This is a genomic window from Kitasatospora sp. NBC_00374 (assembly GCF_041434935.1).
Classification (GTDB): domain Bacteria; phylum Actinomycetota; class Actinomycetes; order Streptomycetales; family Streptomycetaceae; genus Kitasatospora.
In genome coordinates, this window is record NZ_CP107964.1 from 1521722 (window position 1) to 1536059 (window position 14338).

General features: G+C 73.5%; 14 protein-coding genes and 1 riboswitch. Of the genes, 4 read left to right on the top strand and 10 right to left on the bottom strand.

Going from position 1 to position 14338, the window contains the following annotated elements:
- Nucleotides 1-29: 29 nt before the first annotated feature.
- The 4 genes from OG871_RS06890 to OG871_RS06905 are packed head-to-tail and all read right to left on the bottom strand — an operon-like array spanning nucleotide 30 to nucleotide 2714.
- Entirely contained in the window at nucleotides 30-659 is a 630-nt protein-coding gene (locus OG871_RS06890) for a phosphatase PAP2 family protein (protein WP_371495023.1), read from the bottom strand.
- Nucleotides 656-1303: a DedA family protein gene (locus tag OG871_RS06895; RefSeq protein WP_371495025.1), complete on the bottom strand. Its 648-nt coding sequence runs from the start codon at nucleotides 1301-1303 to the stop codon at nucleotides 656-658. The genes OG871_RS06890 and OG871_RS06895 overlap by 4 nt, the downstream gene beginning before the upstream one ends.
- A gap of 47 nt (nucleotides 1304-1350) precedes the next feature.
- Nucleotides 1351-2151 carry a hypothetical protein gene (locus OG871_RS06900; RefSeq protein WP_371495027.1) on the bottom strand — a complete coding sequence of 267 codons (801 nt, stop codon included), beginning with the start codon at nucleotides 2149-2151 and terminating at the stop codon, nucleotides 1351-1353.
- Between the two features lie 53 nt (nucleotides 2152-2204).
- Nucleotides 2205-2714, bottom strand: a complete 510-nt coding sequence (locus tag OG871_RS06905; RefSeq protein WP_371495029.1) for a hypothetical protein — start codon at nucleotides 2712-2714, stop codon at nucleotides 2205-2207.
- A 141-nt stretch (nucleotides 2715-2855) separates the two neighbouring features.
- Between OG871_RS06905 and OG871_RS06910 the strand changes: the two genes are divergently transcribed.
- Together OG871_RS06910 and OG871_RS06915 are read left to right on the top strand one after the other, a co-directional pair.
- Complete coding sequence (locus tag OG871_RS06910; protein WP_371495031.1) at nucleotides 2856-3533, top strand: response regulator transcription factor; 678 nt, start codon at nucleotides 2856-2858, stop codon at nucleotides 3531-3533.
- Entirely contained in the window at nucleotides 3526-4998 is a 1473-nt protein-coding gene (locus OG871_RS06915) for an ATP-binding protein (RefSeq protein ID WP_371495033.1), read from the top strand. Before OG871_RS06910 ends, OG871_RS06915 begins: the two co-directional genes overlap by 8 nt.
- Before the next feature lie 101 nt (nucleotides 4999-5099).
- Here OG871_RS06915 and metE read toward each other — a convergent pair whose 3' ends face one another.
- Nucleotides 5100-7409, bottom strand: a complete 2310-nt coding sequence (gene metE / locus OG871_RS06920) for a 5-methyltetrahydropteroyltriglutamate--homocysteine S-methyltransferase (RefSeq protein ID WP_371495035.1) — start codon at nucleotides 7407-7409, stop codon at nucleotides 5100-5102.
- A gap of 136 nt (nucleotides 7410-7545) precedes the next feature.
- A riboswitch (cobalamin riboswitch) is annotated at nucleotides 7546-7767 on the bottom strand.
- A 119-nt stretch (nucleotides 7768-7886) separates the two neighbouring features.
- On the opposite strand from metE, the gene OG871_RS06925 reads away from it, so the two are divergent.
- On the top strand, nucleotides 7887-8291 hold the full coding sequence (locus tag OG871_RS06925) for a VOC family protein (protein WP_371495037.1): 405 nt from the start codon (nucleotides 7887-7889) through the stop codon (nucleotides 8289-8291).
- Nucleotides 8292-8355: 64 nt separating this feature from the next.
- On the opposite strand, the gene OG871_RS06930 is transcribed toward OG871_RS06925, so the two are convergent.
- Together OG871_RS06930 and OG871_RS06935 are read right to left on the bottom strand one after the other, a co-directional pair.
- A complete protein-coding gene (locus OG871_RS06930; protein WP_371495039.1) occupies nucleotides 8356-9555 on the bottom strand; it encodes a serine hydrolase domain-containing protein in 1200 nt (399 codons plus the stop codon).
- Between the two features lie 145 nt (nucleotides 9556-9700).
- Nucleotides 9701-10492: an alpha/beta fold hydrolase gene (locus OG871_RS06935; RefSeq protein ID WP_371495041.1), complete on the bottom strand. Its 792-nt coding sequence runs from the start codon at nucleotides 10490-10492 to the stop codon at nucleotides 9701-9703.
- Nucleotides 10493-10605: 113 nt separating this feature from the next.
- Between OG871_RS06935 and OG871_RS06940 the strand changes: the two genes are divergently transcribed.
- The gene (locus OG871_RS06940) at nucleotides 10606-11040 is read left to right on the top strand and encodes a MarR family winged helix-turn-helix transcriptional regulator (protein ID WP_371495043.1); all 435 of its coding nucleotides are present in this window, start codon (nucleotides 10606-10608) and stop codon (nucleotides 11038-11040) included.
- Between the two features lie 58 nt (nucleotides 11041-11098).
- On the opposite strand, the gene OG871_RS06945 is transcribed toward OG871_RS06940, so the two are convergent.
- The 3 genes from OG871_RS06945 to OG871_RS06955 are packed head-to-tail and all read right to left on the bottom strand — an operon-like array spanning nucleotide 11099 to nucleotide 14262.
- Nucleotides 11099-12160, bottom strand: a complete 1062-nt coding sequence (locus OG871_RS06945; protein WP_371495045.1) for a CU044_5270 family protein — start codon at nucleotides 12158-12160, stop codon at nucleotides 11099-11101.
- Complete coding sequence (locus tag OG871_RS06950; RefSeq protein WP_371495047.1) at nucleotides 12157-12786, bottom strand: RNA polymerase sigma factor; 630 nt, start codon at nucleotides 12784-12786, stop codon at nucleotides 12157-12159. The genes OG871_RS06945 and OG871_RS06950 overlap by 4 nt, the downstream gene beginning before the upstream one ends.
- Nucleotides 12787-12843: 57 nt before the next feature.
- Nucleotides 12844-14262 (bottom strand): short-chain fatty acyl-CoA regulator family protein, encoded by a 1419-nt coding sequence (locus OG871_RS06955; protein WP_371495049.1) that lies wholly within the window; start codon nucleotides 14260-14262, stop codon nucleotides 12844-12846.
- Between the last annotated feature and the right edge of the window lie 76 nt (nucleotides 14263-14338).

A 14338-nucleotide genomic window follows, 5' to 3' on the forward strand; every position in this document is an offset into this window, starting at 1 on the left:
GTTCCACGGCTTCGGCCACCGCCGGCCCGTCATGCGGTCAGCCACCTGCGCAGGCCTCCGGTCCTGGCCCGGTCCACCAGGCCTCGCCCTTGCCCGGCCAGGGCACCGATCCCGTATCCGGCGGCGGCACCGACCAGCGCACCCAGGGCGACGTCGTGCGGGTAGTGGACGCCGACCAGCACCCGGGACGCTCCCATCGCAACGGCCAGGAGCAGCGCGAGCGCACCGATGCGACGGTCGACCAGCCACAGCACGGCGGCACCGGCGAACACGATGACGGTGTGGTTGCTCGGCAGCGACCAGTCCCCGGTGGCGGGACAGGTCTCCAGGGTCGGGCCGGTGTCGAGGACCTGGCACGGCCGGGGCTCGTGCAGCAGGGCCTTGAGCACGGTGTCGGCGGCGAACACGACGACCACCACCAGTGGCGCGGCGAGCACCCGGGCCATGGCGGCGCCGTCGGCGGCGCCGTCGGCGGCGCGGGCGCGCCACCAGGCCCACACCATCAGGACGGCCAGCAGCCCCAGGCCGTAAGCGGAGAACGCGGCGATCGCGTCCTGGACCGGCGAGGGCAGGTGCTGGACCCAGTGGTCGGCCCGCAGGGACAGACCGCCGTCGATCGGCCGGCCGTCGACGGCGAGCGCGGTGCCGGCGGCCCTCATCGCGCCCTGGCCTGACGGCGGGAGCGCAGCACTTCCAGCGCGAGCGGCAGCAGCGAGAGCGCGATGACGGCGCCCACGATCGGCAGGAGGTAGCGGTCGACGTTCGGTACCGACGAGCCGAGCGCGTAGCCGGCCAGGACGAGACCGAAGGTCCAGACGAGGCCGCCGACGACCTGCCACAGCGTGAAGGTGCGGGCGTTCACGCCGAGCGCACCGGCGAGCGGGTTGAGGACGGTGCGGACGACGGGCACGAACCGGGCGAGGACGACGGCTCTGCCGTGGCCGTAGCGGGTGAGGAGTTCCTCCGCACGTACGGCGCCTTCGTGGAGGTGTCTGTTGCGGGAGCGGGCGAGCAGGGCGCGTCCGCCGCGTCGCCCGATGAGGTAGCCGGCCTGCGCGCCGGCGAGGGCTCCGACGGCGGATGCGGCCAGGACCTGGGCCAGGTCGAGGTGGGGCCCGCTGTGGGTGCCGGTGGTACAGAGGAGGCCGGCGGTGAAGAGCAGGGAGTCGCCGGGCAGGAAGAATCCGACCAGCAGGCCGGTCTCCGCGAACAGGACCACGGCGATGCCCAGGGCGCCGAAGGCCCCGAGCAGCGAGCCCGCGTCCAGCGGGTTGACGGCCAGTAGAGCGGATGAGGAGATCATCGCGGTTGCGCCTTTCCTGGAAGCGGTTCGGTGCGGTGGGGCCGTGGTCAGGCCGCGGTGCGCGACGCGCGCCGCGCGGCGGCGGCCGGCCATCCGACGGCGGCCATGATCACGACGGCGAGTACCAGGCTCACCGGACCGGTGCCGAGGTCGAGGCCGCCACGCTGACGGCTGACACCGGCCCAGTCGGCGAAGCAGGCGCCGAGCGGCCGGGTGAGGACGTAGGCCCACCAGAAGGCGAGCACGGAGGGCACTCGCAGCAGCCGGTGACCGAGTGCGGGGACGGCGATCAGGGCGGCGAAGAGCACTCCCGAGGTCAGGTAGCCCCAGCCCAGGGTGGCCGCGGTCAGATCGCCGACGGCGGTGCCGAGGGCGAAGGTCGCCATGACCGCCGACCAGTAGAAGACCTCGCGGCGCCCGCCCGAGACGGTCTCCACCGCGAGGGTGCCCTCGGTCCGGCGCCACAGCCCGAACACTGCGGCCAGCGCCAGGGCGAAGGCGAGCGCGGACACCGCGTACGGCACCCCGAGCGCGACGTGCGCGACGTCGGCGGCCATGGTGCCGAACACGCTCACCATGACCACCGCCGACCAGTAGACCGCCGGTACGTGGCGACGGGTACGGGCCTGGGCGAACAGCGCCGCCGCCAGCAGCAGGCCTGCCGAGCCGACCGCCGGGATCGGCCCGAGCGTGCGGGCGAGGTAGTCGGAGGTGGTCTCGCCCATGCCGGTCGTGAGGATCTTGACGAGCCAGAACGCAGCCGTCACCTGCGGGACCTTGCTCCACACCGGCCGGGCGGACCCGGCCGGGCGGCGGGCCGCGCGAGTCGTTGTCGTGGTGGCGTCCAAGACGACGGCACTCCTTTCCACGAGGCGCGGCCGGGCCGCGCCGACCCGATGGTTCAGCCGCCCAGGACCGTGTTGCCGGTGATCGTGTCGCTGGCGCCGTCGACGGTCACCACGTGCCGAACCCCGTCCGGGCCGAGAACCACGGCCTGCCAGGCCCGGCCGCCGCCCTGCTCCGTGACCGCCCTGAGCGACTCGACCTTGCCTCCCGCGACTGAGGACGAGGCCTTGACCACCGCGTCCGCGGCGTCCAGGGACGGCAGCGGCGCCGGCGCGGTCTGCGGGCCGCGCCCGTCCTCCCGCCCGCCGTCGCGACCCTCCGCCTTGCGGCCGTCACGCCCCTCGTATCCGTCCTTGGAGGCCACCGCGCGCTCGCCGTGCCCCTCGCCCTCGTGGTGGACGGCCACCGCGGCCGCGCCGCCGCCGATCACCACCGCGGCCGCCGCGCCGGCCACCGCCCAGCGCGCGGGACGGCCACGCAGCCAGCGCAGCCCACCGGGCCCCTTGCGGGGGCTCTCGGTGCCCGGCTGCTCCTGCGGTTCCGCACCGTCCATGGACTCGCTCACTGCGCCCACCCCGATCATGTGGCAAGGCCCGGGCCCTGCGCCCGGACGTCAGCCCCAGCATGACCGGGCGTCGCTGAAGGATTGCTGAAGACCTGAAGACACCTTCAGGTTCCCGGCCGGGGGACCTGCCACCCTGGGGTCATGCGTGTACTGGTGGTGGAGGACGAGCGCCGACTGGCCCTGGCGCTGCAGCACGGACTGACCGCGGAGGGATTCACCGTCGACGTCGTCCACGACGGCCTCTCCGGCCTCGCCCGGGCGACGGACCACTCCTACGACGTGATCGTGCTCGACATCATGCTGCCCGGCCTCAACGGCTACCGGGTGTGCGCACGCCTGCGAGCCGCGGGCAGCGACGCCGGCATCCTGATGCTCACCGCCAAGGACGGCGAGTGGGACGAGGCCGAGGCCCTGGACACCGGGGCCGACGACTACCTGTCCAAGCCGTTCTCCTTCGTCGTCCTCGTCGCCCGCCTCAAGGCTCTCGCCCGCCGCATCGGCAGCCGCGCGCCCCGGCGCACCACCCTGGGCGACCTCGTGGTCGACTCCGCCGCCCGGACCTGCACCCGTGGCGGCACTCCGGTGCCCCTCACCCCCCGCGAGTTCGCCGTCCTGGACCACCTCGCCCGCCGTGCCGGGGAGGCCGTCTCCAAGCGGGAGATCCTCGAACAGGTCTGGGACAGCGGCCCCGACAGTGACCCCAACACCGTCGAGGTCCACATCAGTGCCCTCCGCCGAAAGATCGACACCCCGTTCGGGCGCTCGGCGGTGCAGACCGTCCGCGGCGCCGGCTACCGACTGGCGGCCGACGGTGGCTGACCCGACCCGGCCCGGACCCCTCCGTGCCGCACGCCGCCGAACCGCCGCCATCCTGCACCACCTCACCCGGCACCCTCGCATCGCGGCCCTGGTCAAGCGCCTCGCGCCGCGCTCCGTCCGCACCCGCACCACCCTCGCGGCCTGCGCCAGCGTCGCCGTCGTCCTGCTCGTCGCCTCGGCCGCCGTACTCCTGCTGCTCCGCGCCAACCTCGAACGCACCGTCGAGACCGGAGCCCGCGAACAGGCCCAGGCCATCGCCCGCCTGGCCACCGACGACCACCTCACCGCGCAGCTGCCCCTCGACCACGGCACCGACTTCATCCAGGTCACCGACGCGGACGGCAAGGTCATCGCCGCCAGCCAGAACCTCGCCGGCCACCCCGCCCTCGCCCCCACCAACACCCACGACGGCCACAGCACCTACAACCTCGGCGCCCTCGGCGACGAACACCACCAACGGGTCACCACGGTCACCACCGACACCCCCACCGGCCCGGTCACCATCCACGTCGGCGCTTCCCTGCGCACCGCCGACACCGCCGAGGACCTCACCACCGCCGCCCTCGCCGCCCTCAGTGCCGTCCTGCTGCTCACCGTCGGCGCCCTCACCTGGCGAGCCACCGGCCGCGCCCTGCGCCCGGTCGAGGCGATCCGCGCCGAAGTCGCCGCCATCGGCGACCGCGACCTCGACCGCCGCGTCCCCGAACCCCGCAGCGACGACGAGATCGCCCGCCTGGCCCACACCATGAACGCCATGCTCGACCGTCTCGAAGCCGCCGGCGCCCGCCAGCGCCGCTTCATCGCCGACGCCTCCCACGAACTGCGCAGCCCCCTCGCCGTGCTCCGCACCCAGCTCGAGGTCGCCCTGACCCACCCCGACCCCGGCGTACGCACCGACCTGGTCGCCGGCGCCCTGCAGGACACCGAACGCCTCCAGTCACTCGCCGCCGACCTGCTGCTCCTCGCACGCCTCGACGCGACCGGCCACGACCGGCCCGACGAGCTGGTCGACCTCACCGAACTCGTCCACACCACGGTGCACGCCCGCGGCCCCCAGCCCCACCCGGTCTCCCTCCACACCCCGGACGAGATCACCCTCGTCGGCAACCGGCTGTGGCTCGGGCGGCTGCTGACCAATCTCCTCGACAACGCGCAGCGCCACGCCCGACACCGCGTCACCGTGCGGCTGTCCACCGACGGCGCGACCGGCCGGGCGGTCCTCGACGTCTCCAACGACGGCCTCCGGATCGACCCCGCAGACCGAGAGCGGATCTTCGAACGGTTCACGCGCCTCGACGACGCCCGCAGCCGCGACGACGGCGGCACCGGCCTGGGCCTGCCCATCGCCCGCGACATCGCCACCATCCATGGCGGCACCCTCACCGTCCAGGACACCTCGGACGGCACCACCTTCCGCGCCCGCCTGTCCGTCGTGGTCCCCGGCGCCGTCCCGCCACGGCCGTGAGCAGCGCAGCGGCCGAGGCCACCCGGCCGACACCCGACGGTCTGCCGCGGACGGCGCCGGGGCGGGTGACCCAATAGGTCGCACCCGCCCCGGCGGCAGCCTCAGCCGGCCAGCTCCGCGCGGACCTCGCGGGCCGCGGCGACCAGGTTCTCCAGTGAGGCGCGGGTCTCGGGCCAGCCGCGGGTCTTCAGGCCGCAGTCGGGGTTGACCCACAGCCGCTCGGTCGGGATGGCCGCCAGGCCGGCGCGGAGCAGTGCGGCGGCCTCCTCGGTGCTCGGCACCCGGGGCGAGTGGATGTCGTAGACCCCGGGGCCGACCTCGCGCGGGTAGCCCGCCTCGGCCAGCTCGTGCGCGACCTCCATGTGCGAGCGGGCCGCCTCCAGCGAGATCACGTCGGCGTCGAGCTCGTCGATCGCGGTCATGACCGCGCCGAACTCGGCGTAGCACATGTGGGTGTGGACCTGGGTGTCGGCGCGTACCCCGGAGGTGCTGAGCCGGAACGCCTCGGTGGCCCACGCCAGGTACGCCGGACGGCCGGCGGCCCGCAGCGGGAGCGTCTCGCGCAGCGCGGGCTCGTCCACCTGGATGACGGCCGCGCCGGCGGCCTCCAGGTCGTTCACCTCGTCGCGCAGGGCGAGGGCGACCTGCCGGGCGGTGTCGCCGACGGGCTGGTCGTCGCGGACGAAGGACCAGGCGAGCATGGTGACCGGGCCGGTGAGCATGCCCTTGACCGGACGGTCCGTCAGGTCCTGCGCGTAGCGGTACCAGTCGACGGTCATCGGGTGCGGGCGGGAGATGTCGCCGGCCAGCACCGGCGGGCGGACGTAGCGGGTGCCGTAGGACTGCACCCAGCCCTGCTGGGTGGCCAGGTAGCCGGTCAGCTGCTCGGCGAAGTACTGGACCATGTCGTTGCGTTCGGGCTCGCCGTGCACCAGGACGTCCAGGCCGGCCTTCTCCTGGTAGGCGATCACCTCGCGGACCTCGGCCTCCATCCGGTCGCGGTACCCGGCCTCGTCGAGGCGGCCGGCGCGCAGGTCGGCGCGTGCGGTGCGCAGGTCGGTGGTCTGCGGGAAGGAGCCGATGGTGGTGGTCGGCAGCAACGGCAGGCCGAGACGGGCGCGTTGGGCCGAGGCGCGCTCGGGGTAGGCCTGGGGGCGCCGGGCGTCCTCGGCGGTGGTGGCGGCAGCACGGGCCCGGACCGCCGGGTCGTGGGTGAGTGCCGAGACGGCGCGGGAGGCCAGGTCGGCGCGGTTGGCGGCGAGTTCGGGGAGGACCGCGTGGGTGCCCGCGTTCAGGCCCCGGGCGAGGGTGGTGATCTCGGCGGTCTTCTGCCGGGCGAAGGCGAGCCAGCGGGCGATCTGCGGGTCGAGGTCACGTTCGGCGGTGGCGTCGAGCGGGACGTGCAGCAGGGAGCAGGACGGCGCGACGTCGACCCGGTCGGCCAGGCCGAGGAGGGTGGCCAGGGTGGTGAGGGACTTCTCAAGGTCGTTGATCCAGATGTTGCGGCCGTCCACCACACCGGCGATCAGCCGCTTGCCGGGCAGGCCGCCGACGGCGGCGAGGTCGTCCAGGTTGGCCGCGCCGGGGCCGGTGAAGTCCAGCCCGACGCCCTCGATGGGGGCCTTGGCCAGGACCTTCAACGCCTCGCCGGCCCGGTCGAAGTAGGTCGCCACCAGGATGTTCGGCCGGTCGGTGAGCGCGCCGAGCTCGCGGTAGACCCGTGCGGCGGCGTTCAGTTCGGCCGGGGTGCGGTCCTGCACGAGGGCGGGCTCGTCCAACTGCACCCACTCGGCGCCGGCCGCGCGCAGGTCCGCGAGGAGCTCGGCGTAGACGGGCAGCAGCCGGTCGAGCAGGGTGACCGGCCGGAAGTCGGCGGCCACACCGGGCGCGGGCTTGGCGAGCAGCAGGTACGTCAGCGGGCCGACCAGCACCGGGCGGGCGCGGTGGCCGAGCAGGAGCGCCTCACGCAGCTCGGAGACCGGCTTGGCCGAGTTGGCGGCGAAGACCGTGCCCGGCCCCAACTCGGGCACGAGGTAGTGGTAGTTGGTGTCGAACCACTTGGTCATCTCCAGCGGCGCCACGTCCTGGGTGCCGCGGGCCATGGCGAAGTAGCCGTCCAGCGGGTCGGCGTCGACGGCGGCGCGGTGCCGCGGCGGGATCGCGCCGACGGCGACACTGGTGTCCAGCACGTGGTCGTAGAGCGAGAAGTCGCCGGTGGGCACCTCGGTGACGCCGGCCTCGGCCAGCCGGCGCCAGGTGTCGCGGCGCAGGTCGGCGGCGGTGGCCCGGAGGGCTTCGGCGTCGACGCGGCCGGCCCAGTAGCCCTCGATCGCCTTCTTCAGCTCCCGGTTGGGGCCCTGCCTCGGGTAGCCGTACACGGTGGCCTGCGGGGTGGTGGAGCTCGATGACACGGAACTCTCCTTCGCGAGTCGCGTTGCGATCCCGGGAGAGCACGGAGGAACGAGGGTACGACAGTGAGGGCGCAGCACCGGGATGTGCCCGCCCGCTCCGCCGACCCTCCCACGAGGTCACCGAGATCACCGTGTGCGGTCGCACACGGGCAGTGGCAGGTCTTCGGACTCATGGGCACATCCGCCCGAAAGGCGGACACCTACTGGCCGTCGCTTCCCAGGCCCCCGCTGGGGCCCAGTGCACGTGACGGCGGTCGTTCCCACTCACCGCTGCGGGGCAGTCCCGGATTCCCACCGGGTTCCCTCTTGCGACGCGCCTGCCTGGCTGACAGGGCGAACCGACTGCGAGGCACAGCCTAGTACTGCGACGGCCCTGCGGTGACGAGGCATCAGCTCCCGGTCGGCGGCCTCTTCGTCGGTACGCCGACGGCGGCGGCCGACGGTCGACTCCCGGTCTGTCCACCTACACTGACGGGCATGGCATGCCGCATCAGTGAGCTGGTCATCGACGCCGCCGACGCCGACCGGCTCGCCGCGTTCTGGAGCGAGGTCCTCGGCTACGTCGAACTCGGCCGGGAGGCCGACGGAAGCATCGAGATCGGACCGCCCGGCGCCGGCTTCGGCGGCCCGCAGCCCACCCTCGTCCTCAGCCCCAGCAGCGAGCCGCGGGCCGGGAAGCTCCGCCTGCACATCGACGTCAGCGCCACCGACCGCGACCAGGACGCCGAGCTGGAGCGGCTGCTCGCCCTCGGCGCCAGGCCCGTCGACGTGGGCCAGACCGGCACCGAGAGCTGGCACGTCCTGGCCGACCCGGAAGGCAACGAGTTCTGCCTCCTGCACGCCCGGATCCAGCCCCTCCGACCGGTGCCGCCGACTGCCTGACCCCCGTGGGAACGGTCGGCGACACCGCTCTTCCGGACGACGCCGGGCTGGCGCCGAGGCACGGCTAGCGCGGGGGGACCTGGCCGTCGTAGACGTTGTCCGGGGTCGCGATCCCGGTGATCGCCCGGGCGAGCAGCGTGGACGGCTCCTGCCCCTGGGCGAAGACGTCCGTGTTGATCATGATCACCAGGGTGGCCCGCTGCGAGGGCAGGTGGACGGCCACGGTCTCGTAGCCCGGGATGGAGCCGTTGTGGCCGATCCATCCGCCGGTCTCGAAGACTCCGAGGCCGTAGCCCGTGCCGGGGAAGCCGGTCGGCAGCACCTCGAGCCGCTCGCGCTGGGTCTCCGGGCTGAGCAGCGTCCCGGTGGCGACGACCTCGGCCCAGCGGCGCAGGTCGCGCAGGTCCGAGATCATCGCCCCGGCAGCCCAGGCCCAACTCGGGTTCCAGTCGGTGGTGTCCGCGACCTCGCCGCCGAGCGTCTGGTCGGTGTATCCGTGCGCGTGCGGTTCGGGGAACTCGGCCCCCCGCGGGAGCAGCGTGTGGCGCAGGTGGGCCGGCCGGAGCACCCGCCGGTGGATGAAGTCGGCCAGCCCGAGGCCGCTGACCTTCTCGACCACCAGGCCGAGCAGGACGAGGTTGGTGTTGGAGTACTGGAACATCTCACCCGGCCCGAAGGTGTTGTCGTGCCGGAAGCCGTACGCGAGCACCTCCTGCGGGGTGAACGAGCGGCTCGGGTCGCCCTCCAGTGCCCGCACGAAGTCCGGGTCGGCGGTGTACGGGAACAGGCCGCTGCGCATCCCGGCGAGCTGACGCAGCGTGATCCGGTCGCCGCACGGCACGCCGTCGATGTACTTGGAGATGGGGTCGTCCAGCCCGATCCGACGGTCGTCGACGAGTTCGAGCAGCGCGGTGACCGTGAAGGTCTTGGTCTCGCTGCCGATCCGCGTGAAGACGTCGGTGGTCATCGGCCTGCGCGTGACGGTGTCGGCGACACCGGTCGCCCGCACGTAGCTCCCCTTGCCCGGCATCCACAGCCCGACGACGACGCCGGGGATGCCGGCCTGCCGGCGAACGTCCTCGATGGCCCGGTCCAGCCGGGAGGTCAGCTCGGGGCCGAGACCGTCCGGCGGGAAGTCGCCCTTGTCGTACCGGTCGATGCTCACGGCGTGGACGACCGCGGCGGGAGCCACTGCCGTCGGGGCCGGCACGGACGCCGCGAGGAGCGCTGCGGCGAGCAGCCGGCGGGAGGGGGTGCGTCGCATGTCGGGGTGCTTCTTCCAGTCCAGGGGCTCGGATGGCAACGTCACCATCCGGACCCCGGGCGCGGGCCCCCCTCCGGTACGCGCCCCCACGAGTCCACTCGTTCGGCGCCACACCTCTCCCGAGCCGGCCCCGAGCTACACGGCCTCAGCCCCGGCCCTGCGCCTGGCGCCGGTCCACGTACTCGGCGATGACCGAGAAGAACCGTGCAGGGTCCTCGAACGGCAGACCGTGGCCGCCGGGGACCTGGAGATAGTCGGCCTGCTGGATCGCGGCGGCCAGTTCGCGCTGGTGGTGGGGCGGGATGACCTGATCGTCGGCGCTCGCCAGCACGAGGGTGGGCGCGGCGATCCGGCCCACCGCGTCACGCAGGTCGACTCGGGTGTCGAGTTCCATCTGCCCGAGGATTCGCTCGTCGAGAACGGCCGTGAAACCCGCCGCCAGTTCGGCGAACTGCGCGTCGTCGAGGGCGCCGAGGAGACCGGGCCCCATCGCGGTGAGGATCAACTGGCGGGCCAGGAGGGCCGGGTCGGTACGCAGCAGCCGCGCCCACAGGTCGAACATGAACGCCTCGCGCGGGGTCGTCCTGACCCATCCGGCGTGCAGGACGAGCGAGGTCACGGCCGCAGGATGCCGGGCGGCCACGGCCGTGGCGACGACGGCGCCCACCGAGTGACCGACCAGGTGGAACCGTTCCAGGCCAGCGGTCCGGGCGGTGGCGACCACCCGGTCGGCGAGTGAGTCCAGGTCGATCGGTGCCGGGTCGACTGGGGTGGCGCCGGCGCCGGGCAGGTTCGGGGCGACGACGGTGTAGCGGTCACGCGTCGCGTCGATGAGAGCTCCCCAGTTCGAGGTCGCGTCGGCGCCGGTGCCGTGGATCAGGACCAGGCCCGGTCCGGCCCCGGCGACGACGTGATCAAGCGGTTCAGGGTTGGCCAAGGGGTGCCTCCATGAATGAGTGCTGAGCGATTGGGGAAAACATAGCAGAGCTCTGGCATGTGCCAGAGCTCTGTCATCAGCCAGGGTTCGAGCGGTGGCGTACCATCGGCCTCATGGAGATGCCGGTCACGGAACGCCTCGGGCTGTACATCAAGCGGGTGGAGCAGGAGCTGATGGCGGCCAAGCACGCCGCACTCCGGCCGCTCGGGCTGACGGTTCCGCAGTACGCCGCGCTGTACACGCTCGACGACCAGCCCGGGCTCTCCGCCGCCGCGCTCGCCCGCGCCTGCCTGGTCACCCCGCAGACCATCGCCACCGTGCTCGCCAACCTGGAGGCGAAGGGGCTGATCACCCGCCAGCCGCATCCCTGGCATCGCAAGGTGGCCGAGGTACGCCTCACCGACGACGGACGCCTACTGCTCGCGGAGGCCGACGCGAAGGCCGTCGCCATCGAGCGACGGATCGCCGACGGCTTCAGCCCCGAGGAACGCGCTCTGCTGATCGACCTGCTGGCCCGCGCATCGAGTCGACTGACTCTCGCGCCCTAGAACCGACACCGCCCGCCGCCCCGGCCCACAGGGGGGCCGGGGCGGCGGGCGGGTGCGGTCAGGCCTGCGCGTTGCCGGGCCGCTGGCCTGCGGCGTCGGTGACGGCGCGCTTCAGAACGGCGGTGTTCGCCGTGACGGTGCCGGGCTTGACTCCGAAGGCCTCGGTGACCTGGACGCTGCGCTCACCCAGGAAGGCGTAGGAGGTGCGGTCGAAGATGATCTCGTCGCGCGAGCCGGTGGCACTGTTGGTGCGGGCGATGGCGATACCGGTGCGGCCGGCGGCGTCGGTGGCATCGTCGACCAGGACGACTCCGGGAATACGGGCGGCGGCCTGGTAGAGCGCGGCGGCGAGCTTGCCGGGGACGGCCTGTTCGCGGACCATGTCGGCGATGGTGACGAACGCCTGCTGGTCCGGTCCGCTGCCGGCTCCCTTGGTCTCGGTGTAGATCTTCTGCAGCAGTTCCTGCGGGTCGGTGGGAAGGGTGCGCAGGTAGTCGTAGGAGGGGCCGTTCAGGTAGGCGCCGGTGCCCGACTCCAGGGCCTCACCTCCCTCCGGGGTCTTGCCCTCCTCGATGAGCCGGCCCGTGCGGCCGTCGGCCGAGTGCCACACCTGCCGATGGTGGGGCTTGTCGACCCACACGTTCGACGTGCCGCTACCCGCGTCGACGGAGCCCACGAGGTGGGAGACGGTGCTCTCGATGTAGACGTACTGGCCCGGGCGCAGGACGAGGTCGGGTGCGGCCTCGGCGGCCAGGGAGATCCGCTGTACGGCGCCCGCCAGGGCCGCGGTGTCGCCGGCCGCGATCCGGACGACGGGCGCCGCGACGCGCGCGTCCCCCGCGGGACCGGCTCCCTGAGTGCCGTCCGTGGTGAGTGCCACGGTCGCGGCGAGGGCGAAGGCCGCCATCGTGGCGGGCACGGCGATCAGCAGCCGACGACGGCTCCTGGCCTCGGGCCGGACCGGAGCCGCGGTTTGGGGGGTGCGGGTGATCTCGTTCATCAGGAACTCCTCGATCTGGCGCTGCCGGCCGAGCGGGGCGGCCGGTGCTCCGGCCGCGGGAAGCAGGTGCTTCAGCTCCGCGTCGTCGAGCGACTCCTGCCGCTTCGGGGTGCTGGTCATCCGTTCCACTCCTTGTCCGACCGGGCCGGAACCATCCGGCCACCCTGTACTTGTCCGACTGCCCGCAGGGGTTCCCGCAGAGTCTTCGAGGCCTGCCGCAGTTCCTTGTCGGCCAGGGCACGCAACCGGGTGCGGGCCCTGGAGAGCCTTGAGCGCACGGTGCCGACCGGGATGCCCAGCGCCGCGGCGGCCTCGGGGTAGCTCAGGCCGGCCCACACGCACAGCGAGAACACCTCGCGCTCCCCACGACGGAGTCTCTCCAACGCCGCCTTGGCGGCCAGAAGCTGCTCGTGGTCGGCGAGGCGGCCGACCAGCTCGTCGGCGAAGTCCGGGGCGGGTTCGGCGAGCGGCATCCGGGCGAGGGCGGCGGCATGCCGGCGGGCGGCCCGGGCCCGGTTGCGCAGCACGTTGACAGTGATGCCCATCAGCCAGGGGCGGGGTGTGCTCCCCTCATCGCGGAGCTTCTCCCGCAGCCGCCACGCCTCCAGGAAGACCACTGCCATGACGTCCTCGGCGCCGGCGCGATCCCCGCTCACCCGGACGGCATGCGCCAGGACCGCCTGCGAGTGTTCCTGGAACAGCTGCCGGAAGGCGCCGGGATCCCCGGCTCTGATCCGTTCGTGCATCGAAAAGTCCACACCTCTGGTTGTCCCGCCGCCACAGGGCAGTTCCCGTGACCCGCGTCACAGGGGAAACTGGTCCGCACGTTCGACACGGACCGGGTACGGGACGAAGGTGCTGGTGTGCTCGTCGACCGCCAGGGGCCGGCCGATGGCGGGCGCGGCGCGCTGGGGGCAGGCGGGGCGTTCGCAGACCTTGCAGCCGAGGCCGATCGGGGTGGCCGCGCCCTCGTCCCCGAGGTCGAGGCCGGCGGAGTACACCAGCCGTGCGGCGTGCCGCAGTTCGCAGCCGAGCCCGATGGCGAAGGTCTTGCCCGGCCTTCCCCAGCCGCCGGGCGAGCGGGTCACCGCGCGGGCGGTCCACAGGTAGCGCCGCCCGTCGGGCATGGCGGCGACCTGGACGTGCACCCGGCCGGGGGCGGCGAAGGCCTCGTAGACGTTCCAGAGCGGGCAGGTGCCGCCGGTGCGGGAGAAGTGGAAGTCGGTGGCGGACTGGCGCTTGGAGACGTTGCCGGCCCGGTCGACCCGGACGAAGGAGAACGGCACCCCGCGCAGCCGGGGCCGCTGGAGGGTGCTGAGGCGGTGGCAGACCGTCTCGTAGCCGACCCCGAAGTGGTCGGCGAGGTGCTCGATGTCGTAGCGGGCCGCCTCCGCCTCGGCGTGGAAGACGGTGTAGGGCAGGACCAGGGCGGCCGCGAAGTGGTTGGCCAGGCCGATCCGGGTGAGCGACCAGGCGGTGGATCCCTCGGGGCTGTCCTGCGCGGCGAGTTCGCCGAGCAGGGCGTCGTGCTCCAGGTAGGCCAGCTGGGTGGCCATCCGGAAGGCCTGCTGGCCCGGCCGCAGCCGGTCCGACAGCCGGAGCACCCGGGTGCGCGGGTCGTACTCGTGCAGGCGCTCTCCCCCGGTGGCCAGCCGGACCCCGTGCCCGGCCGCGAGCCGTTCGGCCAGCACCGTCCTGACCCCGCCTCGCCGCAGCCCGATGGATCTCGCCAACTCCTCTGCCGACAGGTCGAGTTCATGGACGTAGTTCTGGCGCCGGTAGAAGAACTCGCGGACCTGCTCGTGCGGCGTACGGGCGGTGTCGGCCGCCGGTCCCCGGTCGCCGGCCAGGATTGCGAGCTGGTCGGCGACGGCCCGGCGGCTGCGGCCCAGGTCCATCAACAGCCGGGCCACGGCGGGCAGCCGGGTGGCGAGCTCGTCCAGGTCACCGGGGGTGACGCGGCCGGCGGCGAGCTCCTCGCCGAGGGAGTCGCGCAGTTCGGCGGTGAGCCGGGCGGTGTCCGGCGGGGCGAAGTAGCCGGCGTCCACACCGAAGGCCTCGGTGAGCCGCAGCAGGACCGGGACGGTGAGCGGGCGGGCGTCGTGCTCCAGCTGGTTGAGGTAGCTGGGCGAGAGTTCGAGCAGCCGGGCCAGGGCCGCCTGGCTGAGCCCGCGGTCCTCGCGCAGCCGGCGCAGGCGCGCGCCGGCGAAGGTCCGTCCCATCGAGCCGTCTCCGCTCCTCGCCGACCGTTCGGGTGCCTCGCAGCATAGCCAGGAGGAGGGTCCCGGAGTCTTCGCA

Coding starts and splice junctions, on each gene's coding strand:
- OG871_RS06925 (WP_371495037.1), top strand. CDS start 7,887: ATGGCATGCCGCATCAGTGAGCTGGTCATCGACGCCGCCGACGCCGAC.
- OG871_RS06955 (WP_371495049.1), bottom strand. CDS start 14,262: ATGGGACGGACCTTCGCCGGCGCGCGCCTGCGCCGGCTGCGCGAGGAC.
- OG871_RS06950 (WP_371495047.1), bottom strand. CDS start 12,786: ATGCACGAACGGATCAGAGCCGGGGATCCCGGCGCCTTCCGGCAGCTG.
- OG871_RS06910 (WP_371495031.1), top strand. CDS start 2,856: ATGCGTGTACTGGTGGTGGAGGACGAGCGCCGACTGGCCCTGGCGCTG.
- OG871_RS06930 (WP_371495039.1), bottom strand. CDS start 9,555: ATGCGACGCACCCCCTCCCGCCGGCTGCTCGCCGCAGCGCTCCTCGCG.
- OG871_RS06890 (WP_371495023.1), bottom strand. CDS start 659: ATGAGGGCCGCCGGCACCGCGCTCGCCGTCGACGGCCGGCCGATCGAC.
- OG871_RS06895 (WP_371495025.1), bottom strand. CDS start 1,303: ATGATCTCCTCATCCGCTCTACTGGCCGTCAACCCGCTGGACGCGGGC.
- OG871_RS06940 (WP_371495043.1), top strand. CDS start 10,606: ATGGAGATGCCGGTCACGGAACGCCTCGGGCTGTACATCAAGCGGGTG.
- OG871_RS06945 (WP_371495045.1), bottom strand. CDS start 12,160: ATGACCAGCACCCCGAAGCGGCAGGAGTCGCTCGACGACGCGGAGCTG.